Origin of the sequence: Mycobacterium sp. E1747 (genome assembly GCF_001667775.1) — a bacterium.
GTDB lineage: Bacteria > Actinomycetota > Actinomycetes > Mycobacteriales > Mycobacteriaceae > Mycobacterium.
In genome coordinates this window covers 17,523-36,738 of record NZ_LZJI01000163.1, presented here as the reverse complement: position 1 = coordinate 36,738, position 19,216 = coordinate 17,523, and the positions used below count along the sequence as shown (strand labels likewise).

At 62.5% G+C, this 19,216-nt stretch carries 19 protein-coding genes; 10 read left to right on the top strand and 9 right to left on the bottom strand.

Features of this window, described 5'->3' with window-relative positions:
• Positions 1-2 precede the first annotated feature (2 nt).
• The 8 genes from A5695_RS15925 to A5695_RS15890 all read right to left on the bottom strand — a co-directional run bounded on the left by A5695_RS15925 (position 3) and on the right by A5695_RS15890 (position 7,696).
• Positions 3-1,061, bottom strand: a complete 1,059-nt coding sequence (locus A5695_RS15925) for a pyridoxal-phosphate dependent enzyme (protein WP_082946132.1) — start codon at positions 1,059-1,061, stop codon at positions 3-5.
• Between the two features lie 191 nt (positions 1,062-1,252).
• Positions 1,253-2,419 carry a Xaa-Pro peptidase family protein gene (locus A5695_RS15920; protein ID WP_068083779.1) on the bottom strand — a complete coding sequence of 389 codons (1,167 nt, stop codon included), beginning with the start codon at positions 2,417-2,419 and terminating at the stop codon, positions 1,253-1,255.
• On the bottom strand, positions 2,409-2,681 hold the full coding sequence (locus tag A5695_RS28610; RefSeq protein WP_156749684.1) for a hypothetical protein: 273 nt from the start codon (positions 2,679-2,681) through the stop codon (positions 2,409-2,411). Before A5695_RS28610 ends, A5695_RS15920 begins: the two co-directional genes overlap by 11 nt.
• Positions 2,682-2,854: 173 nt before the next feature.
• Positions 2,855-3,778: an alpha/beta fold hydrolase gene (locus A5695_RS15910; RefSeq protein ID WP_082946130.1), complete on the bottom strand. Its 924-nt coding sequence runs from the start codon at positions 3,776-3,778 to the stop codon at positions 2,855-2,857.
• A gap of 51 nt (positions 3,779-3,829) precedes the next feature.
• The gene (locus tag A5695_RS15905) at positions 3,830-4,330 is read right to left on the bottom strand and encodes an aromatic-ring-hydroxylating dioxygenase subunit beta (protein ID WP_068083773.1); all 501 of its coding nucleotides are present in this window, start codon (positions 4,328-4,330) and stop codon (positions 3,830-3,832) included.
• A gap of 6 nt (positions 4,331-4,336) precedes the next feature.
• The gene (locus A5695_RS15900; RefSeq protein WP_156749683.1) at positions 4,337-5,626 is read right to left on the bottom strand and encodes a Rieske 2Fe-2S domain-containing protein; all 1,290 of its coding nucleotides are present in this window, start codon (positions 5,624-5,626) and stop codon (positions 4,337-4,339) included.
• A gap of 793 nt (positions 5,627-6,419) precedes the next feature.
• On the bottom strand, positions 6,420-7,121 hold the full coding sequence (locus A5695_RS15895; RefSeq protein ID WP_156749682.1) for a hypothetical protein: 702 nt from the start codon (positions 7,119-7,121) through the stop codon (positions 6,420-6,422).
• A complete protein-coding gene (locus tag A5695_RS15890; RefSeq protein ID WP_369830197.1) occupies positions 7,118-7,696 on the bottom strand; it encodes a mammalian cell entry protein in 579 nt (192 codons plus the stop codon). Before A5695_RS15890 ends, A5695_RS15895 begins: the two co-directional genes overlap by 4 nt.
• Before the next feature lie 183 nt (positions 7,697-7,879).
• On the opposite strand from A5695_RS15890, the gene A5695_RS15885 reads away from it, so the two are divergent.
• Positions 7,880-8,380 (top strand): CAP domain-containing protein, encoded by a 501-nt coding sequence (locus tag A5695_RS15885; protein WP_369830196.1) that lies wholly within the window; start codon positions 7,880-7,882, stop codon positions 8,378-8,380.
• 82 nt (positions 8,381-8,462) lie between these two features.
• Here A5695_RS15885 and A5695_RS15880 read toward each other — a convergent pair whose 3' ends face one another.
• Positions 8,463-8,768 (bottom strand): DUF732 domain-containing protein, encoded by a 306-nt coding sequence (locus tag A5695_RS15880; protein WP_231974859.1) that lies wholly within the window; start codon positions 8,766-8,768, stop codon positions 8,463-8,465.
• Positions 8,769-8,981: 213 nt separating this feature from the next.
• Here A5695_RS15880 and A5695_RS15875 point away from each other — a divergent pair, with 213 nt between their 5' ends.
• The 9 genes from A5695_RS15875 to A5695_RS15840 all read left to right on the top strand — a co-directional run bounded on the left by A5695_RS15875 (position 8,982) and on the right by A5695_RS15840 (position 19,197).
• On the top strand, positions 8,982-9,608 hold the full coding sequence (locus A5695_RS15875) for a TetR/AcrR family transcriptional regulator (protein WP_068083757.1): 627 nt from the start codon (positions 8,982-8,984) through the stop codon (positions 9,606-9,608).
• A 191-nt stretch (positions 9,609-9,799) separates the two neighbouring features.
• Positions 9,800-11,008, top strand: a complete 1,209-nt coding sequence (locus A5695_RS15870; protein WP_068083755.1) for a cytochrome P450 — start codon at positions 9,800-9,802, stop codon at positions 11,006-11,008.
• 225 nt (positions 11,009-11,233) lie between these two features.
• Positions 11,234-12,988, top strand: coding sequence for an FAD-dependent monooxygenase (locus A5695_RS15865; RefSeq protein WP_068083750.1), 1,755 nt, complete (start codon positions 11,234-11,236; stop codon positions 12,986-12,988).
• A gap of 54 nt (positions 12,989-13,042) precedes the next feature.
• The gene (locus A5695_RS28605; RefSeq protein ID WP_156749680.1) at positions 13,043-13,192 is read left to right on the top strand and encodes a hypothetical protein; all 150 of its coding nucleotides are present in this window, start codon (positions 13,043-13,045) and stop codon (positions 13,190-13,192) included.
• Between the two features lie 113 nt (positions 13,193-13,305).
• Positions 13,306-14,310, top strand: a complete 1,005-nt coding sequence (locus tag A5695_RS15860; protein ID WP_068083748.1) for a TIGR03619 family F420-dependent LLM class oxidoreductase — start codon at positions 13,306-13,308, stop codon at positions 14,308-14,310.
• A 12-nt stretch (positions 14,311-14,322) separates the two neighbouring features.
• Positions 14,323-15,612: a pyridoxal-phosphate dependent enzyme gene (locus A5695_RS15855; protein ID WP_231974858.1), complete on the top strand. Its 1,290-nt coding sequence runs from the start codon at positions 14,323-14,325 to the stop codon at positions 15,610-15,612.
• Entirely contained in the window at positions 15,609-16,874 is a 1,266-nt protein-coding gene (locus A5695_RS15850) for a DUF3500 domain-containing protein (protein ID WP_068083744.1), read from the top strand. The genes A5695_RS15855 and A5695_RS15850 overlap by 4 nt, the downstream gene beginning before the upstream one ends.
• Positions 16,875-16,969: 95 nt before the next feature.
• A complete protein-coding gene (locus A5695_RS15845) occupies positions 16,970-17,821 on the top strand; it encodes a fumarylacetoacetate hydrolase family protein (protein WP_068083742.1) in 852 nt (283 codons plus the stop codon).
• Positions 17,822-18,030: 209 nt separating this feature from the next.
• Positions 18,031-19,197 (top strand): Xaa-Pro peptidase family protein, encoded by a 1,167-nt coding sequence (locus A5695_RS15840; protein ID WP_082946127.1) that lies wholly within the window; start codon positions 18,031-18,033, stop codon positions 19,195-19,197.
• Positions 19,198-19,216 lie beyond the last annotated feature (19 nt).

The window sequence follows — 19,216 nt, the reverse complement described above, 5'->3', positions numbered from 1 at the left end:
TGTCACGGGCGAACCCCCGCTGGTAGCGCGGCTTCCAGCGCCCGTAGAGACGGTTCCAGAACCAAGACGTCGGGTAGGCGCTTTGCTGTGGCGCCCGGGTCTTTCAGTCCGGTCGAAGTCGATAGCACCACGACGCTGTCATCGTCACGAATCCATCCGCGATCCGCGAGCTGATGGGCCGCGAGCAACGTCAACGCGGATGCGCCCTCGACGTAGAAACCCTCCGCTGCGGCAAGTTCGAGCTGCATACCAGCGATGGCTGCGTCGCTGGGCTCGGCGACCGCTGTTCCGTTCGTAGAGCGGATGGCGTCCAGTCCCTGGTGTGTGGCCACAGGAGTCGCCACCGAGAACGCCATTGAGGGCTGCGTGGGGACGGTGGGTAGTTCGCCGTTGACGACACTCAACGCGCGCGCATACGCGCCGAAGGGATCGACCGCCACCAGCCTCGGCATTCGGTCGGCAATGCCGAAGGAGATGAGGTCGGCGAACCCCCGCCGGATACCGGCTAACCCGTCGCCGTAGGCTGCCGGCGCCACCACGACGTTTGGGGTCTCGCCCAGTTGCTGCGCCAATTCGTAGGCGATGGTTTTGTATCCGTCAATGCCGAACGGATTGGAGCCGATCGGCGGGCTGAGCAGTCCCGAGATGGGCGTCCAGCCGAAAGCGTCGACTGCAGCCTTCATGACCGACCAGCGGTGCCGGCTGTTTTGGTAGGCAACTACGGTGGCCCCGTACGCCTGCATCAACGTGCGCATCTCGGGTGGCACGCTCGACAAGGTCAGTACGACACAGCTCAGACCCGCCGCCGCCGCGTAAGCGGCGACCGCGGCGCCATGATTTCCGGTCGAGGAGACCACCACAGTGTGGGCTCCCGATGCGGCCGCCTTGGTTACTGCAACGGCGGCCAGCCTGTCTTTATACGACCAAGTGGGATTCCGCGATTCGTCCTTGAGCAGCAGCCGGTTCATCCCGAGCCGCGGTCCCAGCCGATCCAAGGGGATTAGCGGTGTTTGCCCCTCGCCCAAGCTGACCGGGGCGTCATGATGCGTCAACGGCAGCATTCGCCGAAAGGCGAAGATGCCCGGCGCTGCTGGGGAAACCGGGAGGGGACCGGGAGCAAGTCTGTAGGCCGGTGCGAGGTTAACCCCGACCCCGCTGTCGTCGGCACATTTTCGGCACCCGAGCGGCGCGTACGATTCAGGTGTGTCGCGCGCGCATCGAGGGCAGCGCAGATATCCGAGGTAATCTGCGCTCATCGTGGCACCAGGGCCAATTGGCGATCCAGGGTGGTGAACAGCTCGAAGCCGTTCTCGGTTACCACCCCGGTGTCTTCGACCATCATTCCGCCCCAGCCCAATTCGTAATATGGGGTTTCAAGGCAGAAGACCATCCCAGCCTGCAGGATCGTATCAACATTCGGCGCAATGATCGGCCGTTCGTATACCGATAGGCCGATCGCGTGACCCACGTGGTGGCGCCGGTAGCCTGCCAACCCACTGGCACGAACGGTGTTGAGTCCGACGCCGAAGAGCTCGCCTGCAGTCACGCCGGGGCGCGCATGTTCGATTTCGGCCCATAGACCGGCGAGCAGAGCCGCATACCGGGAGCTCTGAGTCGGACTCGGCGGACCGACGACAGCGGTACGAGCGATATCTGACCAGTAACCGTTGTAGACGCAACCGATGTCAAAGCGCACCAAGTCTCCCAGTTCAATCGCGCGATTGGTTGGGAACGCGTCCGACAGTGCGCTTCGCTCACCCGAAGTGACGACGACGAAGCGGGGTGCGCCACCGTTAGCGGCCATAGTCTGCGCCACCAGGCTAGCGATATCTCGCTCCCGGCAACCCGGAACGATCCCGGTAATGCCGGCGGCGATACCCTGCTCAGCGATGGTTGCCGCGCTGCGGAGTAGCTGTTGTTCGGCGGGAAGCTTAACCGCTCGCAGGGCCATTAACCATTCTGTGGCATCCACGAATCCGGACTTCAGCCCGGAGGTCATCAGCGGGGTCCGAGCCGACGACTCCACGGCGAGAACAGAATTCGGTCCCGTCACCCGCGAGATCGCCGCCGCTATTGCGGTCGCGCAATCCGGGTACCTGCTGGGCATCGACTCGGATTGGAGACCTTCAAAGAAGAAGGTCCCGTAGGCGAGGATTTGATCGGCGGCGATGTTACTGTCGAGGGCGGCCGCCACGTCGCCGGCACCAACGATCAGTAACAGATCCGTAGGCGTTACGACCGCAGCCATCGCGTAATCCGAAAAGACCGATGCTGCGACACTTCTGAACCCAGAAGCGTAATGGGCTGATTCGGCCGAGGTCAGCAGGATCACGTCGAAGGCGGCGTCGGCAATCGCGTCTTGCAGACGCATCCTGCGGTCAACGGCGAGTTGGGCGCCGAACCCCTTCTCAGTTTCCAATGGAGGGCGCCTCGGTGAATGGCGAAGCGAAAAGCGGTTGGGCATCGTCTTCTTTTGTGCGGCCGACGGTTACGCCGACCTGCAAGCTCTTGCGCACGTAGCGGGGAGTGCTGACGTGATCGTTGCCCCAAACCGAGTCGAAGCCCAAGGCTTCGGCCCGCACGCCCGACTGGACGGCATCGGCGGCCGAAGCAAACGGAGACGGATGCATCAGGCCTTCAGTGCAGTTTGGTACTGCCACCCCCAGTTTTGTCGTCGGCACGGCTGACACCTTTACAGCCTCGCCGACGAGGGCAGCAACGGGAACATTATGTTCCACCATTCAGAAGCGAGCCTCTTCACCCGCCTTCGGGCTGCCATATCTGACCTGCAGTCGTATGGCCGGATACGTGGTGGCGCAACGCGCTTGACTCACAATGACGGAGTCGCCGAACGTTACACCGCGGCTTCGTCTTTGTGACGAGCCTCCACGCCAAGAAGGAAATCCGTCACGATCTTGTTGAAGGTCGGCGCGTCCTCCCATTGCGGCCAATGGCCACAATTGGCCATTTCAACGAATTGCACGTCGGGGATGTATTCACTCGCTTTGAGCGCCTGCGCCGTCGGAATGGTGGGATTGTGGTCGGTCCAGATGAAGAGCGTCGGTTGCTTGATCTGGCTTAACGATTCGGGGGTCATCGGCACCGAAACCGTGTCGCCCCGGCGCAGCGCCGCAACGATATCGGCGTTGGCGCGGCGGATGTTATCGCGTTGGTAATAGTAGTAGCGAAGTGCTGCCAGCTCGTCAGTCAACGACTTCTCGGGCTCATGGAAGAGCCACGCCAATCGATCGCGCACCCCTTCCATCGTCGGGCCCTCCTCGACGATGCGCGCATTGCCCTCCAGCAGGCGCTTCATCCCTTGCGCCAATCGCTCGTCATCTGCTTCGGAGGTGTCGACCATGAAGGGGCCGCCCCCGACGACCGCGATCACACTAGAGACACGATCGGGATGCCACAGAGCCCCCGACAATGCATGGCTGGCCCCGAATGACTCGCCCAGCACGCAGGCTTTGTCCACCCCCGCCGCGTCAAGGATTCCGATCATGTGATCGACCCGGTCACGCATCGTGGGGGTGGTCGTGGGGTAGTCGGTCATCCCGGAACCGAGATAATCAGGAGCGATGACGTGGAAGTGTTCTGAGAGCGGAACGACATTCCTGGCGAAGGCTTCGGCGTGTCCGCTTGAACCATGCATCATCAGCAACGCGGGACCGGATCCGGCTTCGATTGCGCGTGTGCGAATGCCTCCGACATCGTAATAGCGGACTTCGGCGCCGGCCAGGTCGAGCCAAAGCGTCTGTGCCATGCTGGTGCTCACTTTCTTTGCGCTGGAATCTGTTTCCGCTCGTGGCGGCGGGCCGACGCTTCTCTAGAAAAGAACCGACAATGCGCGGGGCAGGACTGGATGGGCGAGCTGGATCCGACGCTCGCAAAGTTTTAGATTCCCGTCCTCGCGACGGAGCCGGTCCTGGCGCCGGCCGGCGAAAAACACCCCGTCGGTGTCTCTGGACCGGATCTGCCAGAGCATGAAGTTCGATTGGGCCGCCCACCCCTCGTCCTGCTCCTGGACCTGAACATTGGAGATGAGGCGGCGCTTCAAACTCGGTGGATGCTCGACATGAGTGTGGGGCGACATCAGCCATTGGCATCGGTTGCGCAGCGACTGCTTATTCTCGTCGAAGTAGTGTCCGCCACGCTCAACCACTGACGGGTCGACGCCATCGACAAATTCGATGAGCGGGCAGAAGTACCAGACGTCGTCGGTGAGTAGTTCCAGCCATTCCTCGTAGCGGCCCTCGTCCAAGAGCAGCGCTTCGTGGAAAAGGAACTGCTCGACTTCGCGCACGAGGCTGTCGATGCCGGTGGACATGGTCAGTCAGCTCCTCATCAACTGCGCCCAGTGCCGATATATAGCGAGCTGGTTGAAATCCGAGTATCCGAAGGCAGTCTGGCCGGGCAGTTCCTCAAAGTGCGCGTCGAGGTACTCCTGCGGCGGTCGGACACCCATTCCCATCTCGTAGTTCAGCGCGTAACGCAACGATGCCGGTGAGCCGGCGGCTCCGTTCATGCGGGTGAAGTTTTCGTAGTCGTCGGGTTCGACCATTCCCGAGGGGGATTGGGTGCGGATAAGGTCTTGGGCGGATCGACGTTTCAACGACTCGGGCGCATCCTTTTCGACCACGACCCATTGCCAGTAGTCCACTTTCCGCGGACCCGCGGGATGTATTTGCATGATCCCCGTTTGATTGACCGCGGTGCCTCGCGCTATGAAGCCCATGTTCGGGAAGATGTTCCCCACCATGAAAATGCCCGGATAGATACGGGGGTCGGGCTTGACTTCCTTGAGCTTGCGGTAGCGCTCCTCGATGTAGTCGAGCGCCTCTTGATCCAGGAAGGTTTTGGCGATGTGCTTGTCGTAGTTCTCCGCATTGCCGTAGAGCTGAGCACCGATGAGTCCGTGTGCTGGTGCGTTGTTGGCGCCGCTGCTGGCGTGATAGAAGCGCATGTGCCGGTTGTTGAAAGTGCCCGGTTCTTCGGCTCCTGGGTCTTTGACCATCAGCGAGCCTAGGTGAGAACTCCAGGGATGGTAGACGTCCCCGGCAAGGTTTTCTGCGGTCAGCTTCCAATTTCCCGATACGACGAGGCGCTGAGCCCCGGGCAGCACCTCGATGCCGCCGGCGAATGCCCGTACCAATACCCAGTCGAGGTATTCGCGGATGTCACCCAGATATTCGTCGAGGGTCAGCTCCGATTCCCAGGAAGCGAAGATCAGCCCGCCGTACTCGGCGACATGCGGCACCGAGATTAAGCCCCACTTGTTCTTGTCGAGCACCCCGTCGTAGCTCACCTCGAAGAATGGAGCGTCTTTCAAGCTTCCGTCGTTGCCGTACGTCCAGCCGTGATAGCTGCAGGTAAAGACGCTGGCCTTGCCCCGATCGAACGGGCAGACCAGATTGCCCCGGTGGCGGCATCGGTTGAGGTGAACGTGCAACGCTCCTTTGCGGTCGCGCACGACGATTACTGGGTCCTCGCCCATCTTGTTGGCCAGGTAATCACCTGGATTGGGCACTTGGGATACGTGTCCGACGTAGAGCCATGAGCGCCGAAAGACGCGTTCGAGTTCCTGGCGGTAGATGTCTTGATCAAAGAAGATCCGCGGGTCCACGCGACCGCGCTCGACGTCACCGGCGATTGCATCGAGATCCACTGTCACACTCCACCTCCAATCGACGTCACGAGCGCCGTGCGCCTTCAGCCAAACAGGGACGTTGCATCAACATCCAGTATCGTTCCGCATCCCGGAAGAATCTCTGTTCTGCCGAACCTTGTTCGCAAACAGGGGGTGTAGTTGATGGCGGTCCTCCACGCCCGACTCCTGCTCGGGTTCGTTCGCCCGCGACAATGCGTCCGTCGGCGCACCGTGGGTAGGGGTGCCCGTCGCGCTGCCGGGCATCAATGCCGAGGTCGGCTCGGGCCGTTACGGGCCGCCATTCATCGAAAGGTCTGCGACATGCACAGCGTGCATCCCGCTACGTTGAGAACTACGCGGGCGACCCCGACGGGCTGCGGTATACAGAACCGACGAGGTCGGCGAAGCTGGCTGCCATCGCTAAAGAGGCTTGCGTGTCCACATGGCCGACGCACAGCTCCTCAATGCCGTTGCCGTCCTGTGCTATTCAGCCGCTGAGCTGACGTGGCGCTCGGGTGTGGGCCGACTTTTCCTGGCCACCAAGAAGACTGGGGCGATCAGCACCGACGCGGTGGTGATATCCACCCCTCGTCGGCACCCGGCCTGGCCTTTGTGGCGTGGAGCGTGCGGGACAACTCGTCGTTAACATTGCGCGACTACACAGTGCTAACACCACCGTCCGCTATGTCGACGATCTAGCACCCGCGTTGTGTCCCGCTTGCGGACACGACAGGTATCAACGACGCCCCAGCGGGTAGCCGCTGACGACTCATACGGGGTCGAATTGAGAAATCAACCATCGTCCGCGGATCTTGTCCAAGGTGACGCGCACACTCGACGCGGTACTCGTGGGCGGATCGTTGCCCACGGTCACTGTCTGGTTGACGAACACCAAAACCACCGCGTGATTGGGATTCGCCGAAACTGGTGCCGCGGCAGGAACATTCGCCAATGCAGAGATCTGCTTCTGTTTCGATCCCGGGATTACCACGTCGTGGATCAGTGACGTATAGGTGTTCTTGAAATCACCGGTCAACCGGTCCTGCGCACCGCCAAGGTCCTTCTCTACCGTGTCGGGTTTATACGACAACAGCGCGACCATGCTCTCAGTGGCAGCGCGCACAGACTCGGCTGTGGCCGTTTGCGATTCGCGGGCCGCGGAGTCCACCCATTTGAGATAGCCCGTACCCACAGCCAATATCAGTGCCAGTGCGGGCAGGGCCCCGAATACCAGCACCCTGCCCCAATTGATGCGTCTGCCGTCGCCCGCACCCGAGCCCGTGGCGTCGACTCCCGGGGCCTCGAAGCTATCGTCGTCGCCACCGTTATCGGTCGGGGCTACATCTTCGTCTGGTGTTCCGGAGCCGTTGTCCGACTTGCCGTCGTCGGTGGACGGGCTTTGGGTACCGGCGGGCACCTTTTCTTCCATCTCCGTGCCTGTTACAGCCGCGTCGGCGGTTCTCGTTGTCATGGCACAAACTCGACATTGGAGACTTTGGCGCCGGCGCCGACGCGTTGCACGTCGATGCGCATACGCCACGCGCGCGGCGGTTGGTCGGCCGCCGCAGCGTTGGCGGATTTGACCGTGACCGCGACCAGTACCTGTGCTTGGTCACCGTGCTCGGATTCAAGCCCCGCCGCGGTGATGGTCCCTTCGGACTTCGCCTGAGCTTGCTGCACGGCGTTCACGAACGCCGGGGAGCGCTTCTGAAAATCGTCGTAAAAGTTGCCGGTCGCCGAATCGAGGATGCGCTGAACGTCTGCCTCGATCTGGCCGTAGTCGATCGTGGTGAGATTCAAGGCAGCCTGGCGACCGGTCTGCAAGAACAGGCTGCGTAGCTCCTGCGCCTGATGATCCCGGTAGGCCCGCCACCCCAGCCAGCCGCCCGTACCACTCAACGCGAGGACGCTGACCACTGCGAAAACCGCGGCGAGTCGCACGCCCGAGGATGGGTTCGAGGGGGCATCGGTGTGATCGGAGACCGCGCCATCGCGCGCATCGGTGGGCTGGTCCTGCGGGTCGTCGCAGCCCGACAAAGCATCCACGTCGTCGGCGGCATCATCGTCAGCCACGTGTCCCTCCCTGAAGGCGCCAAATAGGACAGGCATGGATCCTCTCGTCGCCAAGCCGCCCGGTCCAGCACAGTTCCGCAGGTTGGTCCTGATCTTCCGCTCCTGGCGTTGAGGCGTTCACTCTTATGCCTGCGAGGTGTTCGAGGAGGCATAACAATGGCAACTACGACCTACTTCAGTCGTTTTGCGGCGCTGTTGACCGTCGTGACCATTCCGGTCATCGGTCAAGTCTCGGCCACGTCAACGGCACGCGCTGACAACAACCGGCTCAACAACAGCGTTGTTGCCAACGTCTACACGATTCAGCATCAAGCCGGATGCACCAACAATGTGATTGTCAGCCCACCCCTGCGGCTTGCAGCTCAGTGGCACACGCTCGATGTACTGAACAACGGGGCCCTTGACGGTGACATCGGCTCAGACGGATCCACTGCTCAAGACCGCGCGCAAGCGGCCGGTTTTCACGGCAGGGTGGCCGAGACGGTCGCGATCAACCCGTCGATTGCCATCAACAACATGGACATTCTGAATCAGTGGTACTACAACCCGCAGGACCTGGCGATCATGCAGGATTGCCAGTACACCCGGATGGGGGTGTGGTCGGAGAACAGCCCGAGTCGCAGCGTTGTCGTCGCTGTTTACGGCCACCCGGAATAACTCGGGAGCCGGCCCCGCATTGGAGCGGCACCTTCACATCGGGCCTGCCTGACCGGAATTGGGCCGCCGCTGCGCGCCGCGGCTACTGCGGGGGAGGCCGATAGCCCGCCGCCGATTTACGTAGCTGCCAAATTAAGTCGGGGCACAACAAGTTAACCGCGTACGACACCAAATAGTTGGCCGCGAACTCGTCGCTGGGCGTCACCTCACTCTTGACGTCACCCATCACTTTGGCATAGCTGTCGCCACCCCTGACCTTGTCGCAGATTCCGCGGCCGTACCCGATCGCGTCGTTGTTAGGAAAGTTGTAGTGCCGCCGCACTGCCACGTCGTACACATACTCGACCTCGGGCGCCGGAGCGGCGTGCGCTCGCGGTATCAGCGTCATTGGTTCTCCGCTCACGAGCAGCGCTGCGGCAAGCACCGTGACCGAGCTACGACGTCTCGATGACTGACGTCCCATCCGCCGCACCTCTCGAAAGTGATTCGCGACCCGCTGGTCTGGCGCGATCGTATTGGAGCGGGCCATCCCATGATCGTGGTAGTTCCGTCCGACGGAACTACCACGGCTGCGTCAATGTTGACTTGCCACAATCGCGCTATGCCCGAAAGGACGGACCGGTTTGGCGCGTCATCGTCACGGCCGCCTCGGGAGGCAGAATTGCTTGCGGTGACTTTGCGCCTTCTGCAGGAGCATGGCTATGACCGCTTAACCATGGATGCTGTCGCTTCTAACGGCCGCGCCAGCAAGGCCACCGTTTACCGGCTGTGGCCCTCGAAAGCCGAATTGGTATTGGCCGCGTTCATTGAGGGCGTGCGCCAAGTCGCGGTGCCACCAGATACCGGCGCGTTGCGCGGGGATTTGTTGTGTGTCGGCGAGATGATCCGCTCGAAGGTCCGCGAACATGCCGGCACACTGCGGGCCGTGCTGGCTGAAGTGCCGCGGCACCCAGCATTCAACGACGCCCTGCAGCATCAGTTCGTCAACCAGCTGAAGGTAATGATCCTGCATGTGGTGCATCAGGCGATCGACCGGGGTGAGATCAGCTCAGCTAATGTCACCGACGAACTCTGGGACCTCTTGCCGGGGTATTTGATCTTCCGCTCTATAACCGCCGGCCAGCCGCCCACCCGTCGCACGGTGCAAACTCTCGTCGATGAGGTGATCATCCCCGGGCTCACCCGATCTAGCGGCCAACACGAACGATCACGCGTCAGCCACTGTTAACGATTGCTAATGAGGGAACCAATTGACTCATGGCCCACAGCGTCTTTGTGCGCTCGCGGAATCCCCGACGGCTGCCCGACCCACTCGGACTAGCTCTGGGTGCGCCGTGGGTTCCGTGATGCGAGACCACCATTGCAACGTCATGATGGGCGGCGCCACGATCGTCTCGCCGCGAGAGCAACGGAGGAGATATGAGCGACGGACCGACGCCAACAGCACTCTGTAGCTCGGACATCGACCCGTTCTCGGAGGAGTTCCTGACGAATCCGTTTCCGTTTCTCGAACAGCTCCGCGAGCTGGGTCCCGTCGTGTACCTCGAGGCGCTCGGCGTCTGGGCGGTAGCCCGGCACGAGGAGGTTGGAGCCGTGCTTCGCGACCATGACACGTTCTCGTCCGCCGCTGGGGTGGGCCTCGACAATCTGAAGACGGGTCAGTCGTGGCGTCCGTCGAGCATTCTGCTCGAGATCGATCCTCCGCTCCACACCGTCAATCGCCGGGTTGTAGGGCGACTAGTTTCGCCAAGCGCACTGCGTGTCCTCGAGACAACGTTCAACCAAAGGGCGGAGAAACTCGCCGAGGAGCTCGTGGAGCGGCGAAGGTTCGACGCGGTCGCCGACCTCGCCGAAGTGTTCCCGACCGAAGTGTTTCCAAAAGCGTTGGGGCTTCAGGGTGACGTCAAGGACAAGCTCCTTGCCTTCGGTTCACTCGCGTTTAACGGGATGGGTCCGATGAACGCACGGCTTCAGGCCGCACTGAAGGACGCACCAGAACTAATGGGCTGGGTCGCCCAGCACACCGTCCGCTCGGCATTCGGTCCTGAGGGCATCGGCGCACGTATGTATGAGGGCGTGGACACCGGGGAGGTGAGCGAAGAAGACGCTTCGCTCCTCATGCGGGCGTTCCTGTCGGCCGGAATCGACACCACTGTGAGCGCGATCGCCTTCGGCATCCGCGCCTTCGCTTCCCATCCAGAGCAGTGGAGCCTCTTGCGGGCAGACCATCACTTGGCCAGAAACGCGTTCGAGGAAGTCGTGCGGTGGGAGTCGCCGGTTCCGGGCTTCTTCCGCACCACCACGACTTCAACGACGCTGGCCGGCTGCGAGCTTCCGGCCGACGCGAAGGTGCTCGTTTTCTTTGCAGGGGCCAACCGGGATCCGCGGCACTGGGACCACCCCGACACGTTCGACATCCGGCGCAAGACCGGTGGCCACGTCGGCTACGGCTGGGGTGCTCATGTCTGTGTTGGGCAGAACATCGCCAGGATGGAGGGTGTCGCCTTGTTCACCGCGTTGGCGCGGAGAATCGAGAGCTGGCGGCTGACGGGTGAGCCGCGGTTCAGGCTCTGCAACACACTCCGTGGCCTGGAAAGCCTTCCGGTGGAAGTCGTTCCTGCCGCGTAGGCGAATACGGTATGAGGATGAACCGACCGTTGTAGGACTTCGGGTGAGCCAGACAAGGACCCGCAGGCACCTTCGGAACTTACACGCCATTCTGGCGGTCAACATCGGCTACCCCGCGCTCCGTTCAAGCGCGCCAAGCACTTTGAGGTAGACGACGCGATGTCGAAGAACCCGAGCCGAGAGTTGCTCGCACGTGTTGCATGACGGAATTGGGATTGGGCTGCGATGGTGAGGTGGGCGGCGGATCAAACCACGTTCGCACTAGTCGTGGGGGCTGGGCCAGCAGGCCTGACTTGCGCTGCCGCGTTGGGGTCATACGGCGTGGATCATCTGCTCATCGAGCGGTATCCCGGAACCGCCCACACCCCCCGCGCACACATAGTTAATCAGCGCACCGTCGAGATCGTGCGCCACCTGGGTGGACAGCAGGATCTGGAGGCGGCGTCGACACCGCACGAAGGCATGGCTAATCGATTATGGGTGACGACGTTGACTCGCCCGGACGTCGTGCGCAAGGAGACATGGGGTACGGAGGCGCACGTCAATGCGGCGTACCGGCGGGCCAGCCCAGCGACGATGCTGAACTGTCCGCAGACGCGGTTTGAGCCGGTGCTTGTGGATATCGTGCGCCGTCAGGGTTCTGATGTGGCGTTCGGTCACAAGCTGGTGGAGACCCGGCGGTGCGACGGCGGCTATCTAAGCACGGTGCGTGTGGCCGGGGGTGACTTCAGCTACACCGTGTGGTCGCGCTATGTGATCGGTGCTGACGGCGCGCGTTCCTCGGTGTTGCAGATGGCGGGGCTCACCGTGCAGGGGCAGACAGGGCTCGGTCATGCGGCCAACATCTGGTTTCGCGCCGACTTGAGTCCCTACCTTGCACATCGACCAGCGGTGCTGGTCAGCAGTGTGTACCCGGGCCCGCAGCCGCCGCGCCGCGGGGGCCTCCTGATCTGTTATGAGCAGTTCAACGAGTTCGTGCTGTCGCGTTTCTACGATCCCACGGTCACCGACCTGGCTCAGATGAGCAACGAAGAAGCCATCGGCTACATCGAGGCGTTCGTCGGCGAGCCCGTCGCCGGCGTCCAAATCTTGGGTATCGCCGATTGGCAAATCAACAACCTGATCGCACCAAAGTTCAGCAATGCCGGCATCTTTTGCATGGGCGATGCCGTGCACCGCCACCCGCCGACGACCGGGATGGGGCTGAACATGTCGGCCGCCGACGCGTTCAACCTGGCGTGGAAGCTGGCGCTGGTCGAACGGGGGGTGGCCGGTGAAGCCTTGCTCAACACCTACAACACCGAACGGCAGCCGGTCGATGCGGCCACCGTCGAACGTGCGGTGTCAACCACTGTGGAAAGCGCGGCTTTCGAGGAGAGCTTGGGTCTGCGTCCGGGACAGACCGAAGAAGAGGGCTGGGCGGCCCTGGCCGAGCTCGACGATCCCGGCCCGATCGGCGACGCGCGCCGCGCGACGGTGCGCGCGGCGCTAGGCGTGCAGGACAAACTATTCAATGCCTTGGGCTTCGAGCTGGGATACCGCTACCGGGACGGCGCGATCGTCGACGACGACCACCCAGCGGACGAGCCTCCGGGCGACCCGTGGCTCGACTACCATCCCGGCACCCGCCCCGGCGCACGGGTCGCGCACGCGCGTATCGAACGCGAACGAGTACCCCTGTCCACCCTTGATCTGATCGACGGACTGCAGTTCGCCCTTCTCGTCGGGCTCGACGACACGGGATGGCGCCAAGCCGCCAGACAGGCTTCTGCGACGCTGAGTGTCGAAATTGTCGTCCACCAGATCGGCGGCCCCGAGATCCGTGATCCGTACTTCGAATGGGCCGATCGGCGCGAAGTCGGCCATGACGGAGCGGTTCTGGTACGACCCGACCGCCACGTCGCCTGGCGTGCACACCACCGCCCGAGCGATCCCGCTGGTGCGCTCACCACCGCCCTGCGCCGCATCCTCGCGCGCTGAGTACCCAACCAACGCGGCTGGCCCTCCAGAATCGCCACTGACAATGCTGTGGCCGTGTCAGACGTCGAGCGCCGGTCCGGCCAACGCAGGCGGTCGAAGTGGTTGCACGCCATCCCGACGGTCAACATCGGCCACCCGCCAGACAAACCCTGGATCGATCGACTGCCAACGCTGCCAGTCGACGACGTCATCCAATGGGCCTGATTCAGTTCCATCACCCCGATGGGGACGCGGCCGTGCCGGGCCGAGTGTGAGTGTGGTTCCTGTCCGTGGAACCTCGGTAGCTGAGAGGGTGTTGGGAGTTTCAGACTGCGACGATGAAGTTTGGTGTCGCGGTTCCCACTTGCACTGAGGGAATCAACTATCCGGTTCCTTATGCCTCGGTCGAGGAGGCCATCGGGCTTTCCGTTACGGCGGAGCAACTGGGGTTCGACTCGGTGTGGGCGAACGAGCATCTTTCGACGCCGGAGTACATCCGGCGTAGGTTCCCCGATCCTCCGAGTTTCTTGGATCCATGGGCGTATCTTGCGTTTATCGCCGCACGCACCAGCCGGATCCGTCTTGCGACTGGTGTGACGGTTCTGCCGTTTCGGCACCCTGTTGTGTTGGCGAAACACGTTGCGACGCTTGATCAGCTCTCAGGCGGGCGCCTGATCCTTGGCGTCGGTATTGGCGCTTATCGCGAGGAGCAGGAGTGCTTGCGGCTGGACGCGCCGCCGCCGCGTGGAACCTATGCGCGCGAGTCGGTGGAAGGGCTGCGGGCGTTGCTCGATAACCGCCGTGCCACCTACGCGGGGAAGTGGGTGTCGTTCGAGGATGTGGAGTCGTTCCCGAAGCCCGTCCAGTCGCGCCTGCCGATTCTGTCGGGCGGCAACTCCGAGGGAAGTCGCCGACGGGCTGCCCTGCTCGGTGACGGCTGGATGCCGGGGTGCCTGCTGCCCGAGGAGATTAGTGCGGGGCTCGCCGATATAGGCGAGCAGCGGGCGGCGGCGGGCAGGAACATGGAAGGGTTCGACTGCGCCCTGCAGCTTGGCGTCTATCTGGGCGCGACGAGAGAGGCGGCCGTCGAGGCGTTCAACGGGTCGGAGTTCTACCGTCACCTCCGCTCCCTTTCGTCCTCGACGCTGGCCGGTCAGCAAGACCAGCTGGTCGAGCGGAACCTGGTCGGCACGGTCGAGGACGTGGCCAGCAAAATCGACGCCTACCGGGCCGCGGGCGTCACGACGTTGGCGGGACTCATCTTCGCGACTGACACGATTTCCGAGACCATCGACATGATGTCTGCGTTTATCGCCGAGATGGGCCCGCGCTATGGAGAGTGAGATCCTCCGCTAATGCCCGCGTCCTATGCCGGAATGCTGGCGTGCCCGCGATGCGGGCAGACAGCCGCGGAGAGCGACGTCTCCGCCGGCTGCAACGCCTGCAGATCCGCCGGTGTTGGCGTCAACCTCGCGCCCGTTTACTCGGTCACCCCGGGCCCGCTGCCGGACCGCCCGGACGAGCCCGGCATCTTCCGCTTCCGCGACCTCCTCCCGTTGGCTGCTGCCGACGTTGCCGTCAGCTTGGGAGAAGGGCAGACACCGTTACTCCGCATTGGCCGCCTTGGATGCAAGTTCGGCGTCGAGAACTTATGGGTGAAAGACGAATCCCGGAATCCGACACTGTCATTTAAGGACCGGCTCGCAGCCGTTGCCGTCTCGAAGGCGGTGGCAGCAGGAGCCAGCACCGTCGTCGCGTCTTCGAGTGGAAACGCTGGCGCAGCGGTCGCCGCGTACGCCGCCGCTGCCGGGCTGCGTTGCGTCATCCTGACAATTTCCTCGGTACCGCCGACCATGAAGACGGTCATGCAGATGTACGGAGCGACCGTCCTTGCTGTCGCCTCGGGTCCTGACCGGTGGACGCTGATGCGTCAGGCGGTAGACAGCCTGGGGTGGGTGGCGTTGTCCGGGTACACCGACCCGCCCATCGGGGGAAACGCCTTCGGTGTCGACGGCTACAAGACCATCGCCTACGAATTATGGCAACAGCTCGGTATGGAACCGGACGTCGTGGTGGTGCCCAGCGGGTACGGTGACTCGCTGTCCGCCATCGTCCGCGGGTTCGAGGATTTGCGAGCGCTCGGGCTTGCCGATCGGGTGCCGCGCATGGTTGCCGTCGACCCCTTTGGGGCCTACGCCGCGAACCTGGCCGCCCCGGACGGTGAGGGCACGAGGGTGCCGGTGCGGCCGTCGATGGCGTTCTCGATCGCGACGCCAGTTGCCCCCTACCAGGGTCTTCGGGCGCTACGGACAACCGCCGGCACCGCGGTCTCCGAACCATCCGACGACGCGATCGCCCGCATGCAACAAACACTCGCGGCCACGCACGGTCTGTACGTCGAGGGCGCGGCGGCCATGCCACTGCTGGCTGTCGAGAAGCTGAGGGCGGACAACTGGATCACCCCGTCGGAGACCGTCGTCGTGCTGGCGACGTCTTCCGGTCTGAAGGATCCGGCCGCCTCCGCCCGGTATCTCCCCGATGTGCCAGTCATCGAACCGAACCTAGCGTCGTTGGAAGGCGCCATGACCGCAGTGTGCGATCCCATCCGCGGCGGCCAGCCACGTGGAACGGAGGACAAGGAATGACCGCGAGATTTCGGGAGTTCGTCCCGCAGGAGGATTCGCCACGCTACATCGGCCTCGACGCTGATGCAGAAACCTACTCGGACAACATCATCGGCCGGATTCTGAGCCTTGGTGCAGACAACCCATTGGACAGGATCGTTGCGCGGACCAATGTTCCGTTCCAGGGCGTGACCGTCGATGGGACGGTCGAGCCGGGGCTTTTCGAGCTCGCCGCCGAGGACGCGCCAATAGCCGCAATGCTCAAGGCGGCGAACAATTTGTTGTCGACCGTTACCCCCAGCGAACGCGCCAAGCTCGTTCGTCCGCTGACCTCGGTGGAGCGGCGGCGCTGGGCCAATCCGGAGATATATATCTTTCGGCACGGACTGCGGCTCGACGAGGTCAACGCCGAAACCCGAACCGCCATATTCGATTTCCTCAAGACCACCATGAGCGAAATCGGCTACGCCAAATTGCGGGACTGCATGTACATGAACGCGTTCCTCGGGACGCTCGTGGCGGCACCGCGGATCATGAACGAATACAGCTACAACTTCACACTTTTTGGCGATCCGTCGCTGACCGAACCATGGGGCTGGCAATTGCACGGCCATCACGTCGTGATGAACTGTCAGATAATCGGCGCGCAGATGGTCATGACTCCCTGCTTTTGGGGAGCCGAGCCCAACGAGGTCGACCATGGCCCACGCCGAGGCCTAAAGCTGTTCGTCGACGAGGAAAGCCTCGCGGTGCAGCTATTCGAGGTGCTTTCGCCGGAGCTACGCGAGCGGGTGGTGCTCTTCCCCAGCGCGTACGATCCCGCGGTGCCGCCCGGTCGGCTTGTTCCGAATGATCACCTCCATCTGTGTGGATTGAGCCAGGACAACCGGATCATCCCCTATGAAGGAGCCCCGGTTGCCGGCTTCGACGCTGCCGCGCGGGACAAGCTTGTCGAACTCATCGAGGTCTACCACCGACATTTACCCGACGGCCCACGGGCCGCCCGAATGGCTGATGTCGAAAAGCATCTCGACAACACTCACTTCTGCTGGATCGGCGGCGCCGGTCCGGATGACCCGTTCTACTACCGGATCCAGAGCCCGGTGACCATTATCGAATTCGACCATCACGCAGGAGTTTTCCTCTCGAACCCAACCGCCATGCGGTTCCACGTCCACACCCTGATGCGCACACCCAACGGCAACGATTACGGGATGGCCCTGATCCGCCAATATTGCGAGGCACACCAGCTCTCGCTCGCTGGACTCGAGCTAAATCAATAACCATGCGAACCATGAAGCGGCCGACGCCGGGCTGAATGATCCTGTCTTGGAATGGAACTGGCCAACATCACGCTCGATCATATGGGAGAAGGACATTGAAGCTGCTATTTTTCAACGAGTTCAATCTTGGCGTTTTGAAGCCAGAATCTAACCAGGTGGTCGATGTCTCAGCCGTGACAAGCGGACTGCCGGACCTGACTCCCCAGGACCTCATCATGGCCGTTATCACCGAGTTCGATCAACTGCAGCACAGCATCGCAAACCTGGCTTCCACTGCCGAAGGAGTTCCGCTCGAGTCTGTCCGCATCCGACCCCCAATTCCGTTTCCGCGAAACATTGTGTGCATGGCGGTGAACTACATCGACACCTATGCCCCTGAAGCGACACCGATCGATGCGTTCAATAAGTCGCCCAACTGCATTATCGGCGACGGAGACGTCATGGACCTTTCCTCGGCGCCGACGGCGTCGGTGATCCATGGCGAGGCCGAACTGGCTCTCGTCATCGGAAGACACGCCGCAAACGTCACGGAGCAAGACGCCATGGACTACGTGTTCGGTTACACGAACTTCATCGACGGCTCGGCCCGAGGCCTGGGTCGCGGGTTTTACCAAGGTAAGTCGCGGCGCAGCTTCGCTCCGATCGGTCCGTTCCTCGTTACCGCAGACGAGTTCGGTGACCCGCACAGCAAGAATGTGCGCCTATACAACAACGGCGTCCTCAAGCAGGACTTCAATACCTCGTCGATGGCTCACAAGATTCCTGAATGCATCGCACTGATCTCTTCTGCCCATGACCTCGAACCCGGCGACGTGATCGCAACCGGGACCCACCATGCAGGCTTAGATCCGTTCATGGACGGCGACCGTGTCGAGTTGGAGACCGAAGGCCTGGGGCGGTTGCACATTACGGTCAAAGACGATTTGAAGCGAACCTGGGATCGGTAGATCCCTCTTCGCCGAGCCGGTGGCCATCCCGCTCCCGGAGCTGAGTTTAGTTAGGCCGTGGGTTCCGTGGTGCGAGACCATCATTGCAAGGTCACGATAGGCAACGCCACGATCGTCATATCCGCGTTTATCGCTGAGATGGGACCGATCTATGGAGAGCGAGACCTTCGAAATGTTGTCGATGTTTGTGGTCGGGTGGGGATTGTTTCATGGAAAGTAATCTCGCCACTGCGCGTGTCTTGGCGGCGGCACGTACTTCCCATTTGCAGAAGCGGCTGGCTGCCGCTCCGTTCGATGTGCTGATTGCGACGACCCCGGAGTCGGTGTCGTATGTGACTGGGTTTCGCAGTATCAGCGCGAAACTGTTTGCCGATTACCCGTTGGCCGCGGTGGTGTCCGCGTCGGCGGTGCTGTTGGTGATCCCAGCGGGTGAGGTGGCTAACGCCATCGACGGGGGTTTCGAACCCGATGGGCTTGTCACGTTCGGCAGCTTCTTCTTCGCCGGTGACGGCCCGGCATCGGGGTTCAGTGGCCGCAACAACAGTTTCAGGCAAGCAGTTGTGGCGGCGTGCAAGCAGGCGGGGGGCGACGATGGGGTGCTGGGCATCGAGTCGCCGGCGCGGGTCGCGGGCTGTTTCGATGATCGAGCGAACGCACCCGTCGACGCCACCGAGTGGTTATTGAGCGTGCGCACAGTCAAGCTGCCGGCCGAGCAAGAGCTGCTGCGGATCGCATGCAACATCGCTGAGGACGGGATTCGTGCTGGTTTCGCCACGGCCGCACCGGGCGTCCGAGAGCGTGACGTCGCTCGGGCCGTGGCCGCGGCGATGGTTGCACGTGGCGGCGAGCCACGCTTTTTGGTCGTGACATCCGGAGAACGCAGCCCCTTTTCGGGCGCAATCGCCTCAGAACGCGAACTGCAGGCCGGTGACCTCCTGCGCCTCGATATCGGATGCCAATACGAAGGTTACTGGTCAGACATTGCCCGGACCGCGGTCATCAGCGGCGCGACTGACAAACAACTTTCCTATTACGAAGCGATCCGGGAAGGACTGCGCGTAGAGATCGAACACACCCGCGCCGGCGTACGAGCCGATGAGCTGTTCGCGACGGCGGTCGATACTGTCCGCGCCAGCGGAATCGCCCACTACGAGCGTAACCATGTGGGCCATGCGATCGGCATGTCGGTCTACGAGCGGCCTGTGATCGGCCCGACTGCCACGACCGCTCTCGAGGCCGGGATGGTGCTGTGCCTGGAAACCCCCTATTACGAGTTAGGTTGGGGCGGAATGATGGTCGAAGACACCGGTCTGGTCACCGACACTGGTTTCGAAGTCTGGACCACCCTCGACCACGACCTCGCCATCCTCACCTGATGCCCGGCCACGACGCGAG

Excerpts from the sequence above, each read along its gene's own strand:
- A5695_RS15925 (WP_082946132.1), bottom strand. The coding sequence starts at position 1,061 with ATGCTGCCGTTGACGCATCATGACGCCCCGGTCAGCTTGGGCGAGGGG.
- A5695_RS15905 (WP_068083773.1), bottom strand. The coding sequence starts at position 4,330 with ATGTCCACCGGCATCGACAGCCTCGTGCGCGAAGTCGAGCAGTTCCTT.
- A5695_RS15895 (WP_156749682.1), bottom strand. The coding sequence starts at position 7,121 with ATGACAACGAGAACCGCCGACGCGGCTGTAACAGGCACGGAGATGGAA.
- A5695_RS15885 (WP_369830196.1), top strand. The coding sequence starts at position 7,880 with ATGGCAACTACGACCTACTTCAGTCGTTTTGCGGCGCTGTTGACCGTC.
- A5695_RS15880 (WP_231974859.1), bottom strand. The coding sequence starts at position 8,768 with ATGACGCTGATACCGCGAGCGCACGCCGCTCCGGCGCCCGAGGTCGAG.
- A5695_RS15875 (WP_068083757.1), top strand. The coding sequence starts at position 8,982 with ATGCCCGAAAGGACGGACCGGTTTGGCGCGTCATCGTCACGGCCGCCT.
- A5695_RS15870 (WP_068083755.1), top strand. The coding sequence starts at position 9,800 with ATGAGCGACGGACCGACGCCAACAGCACTCTGTAGCTCGGACATCGAC.
- A5695_RS15865 (WP_068083750.1), top strand. The coding sequence starts at position 11,234 with ATGGTGAGGTGGGCGGCGGATCAAACCACGTTCGCACTAGTCGTGGGG.
- A5695_RS15860 (WP_068083748.1), top strand. The coding sequence starts at position 13,306 with ATGAAGTTTGGTGTCGCGGTTCCCACTTGCACTGAGGGAATCAACTAT.
- A5695_RS15855 (WP_231974858.1), top strand. The coding sequence starts at position 14,323 with ATGCCCGCGTCCTATGCCGGAATGCTGGCGTGCCCGCGATGCGGGCAG.
- A5695_RS15850 (WP_068083744.1), top strand. The coding sequence starts at position 15,609 with ATGACCGCGAGATTTCGGGAGTTCGTCCCGCAGGAGGATTCGCCACGC.
- A5695_RS15840 (WP_082946127.1), top strand. The coding sequence starts at position 18,031 with ATGGAAAGTAATCTCGCCACTGCGCGTGTCTTGGCGGCGGCACGTACT.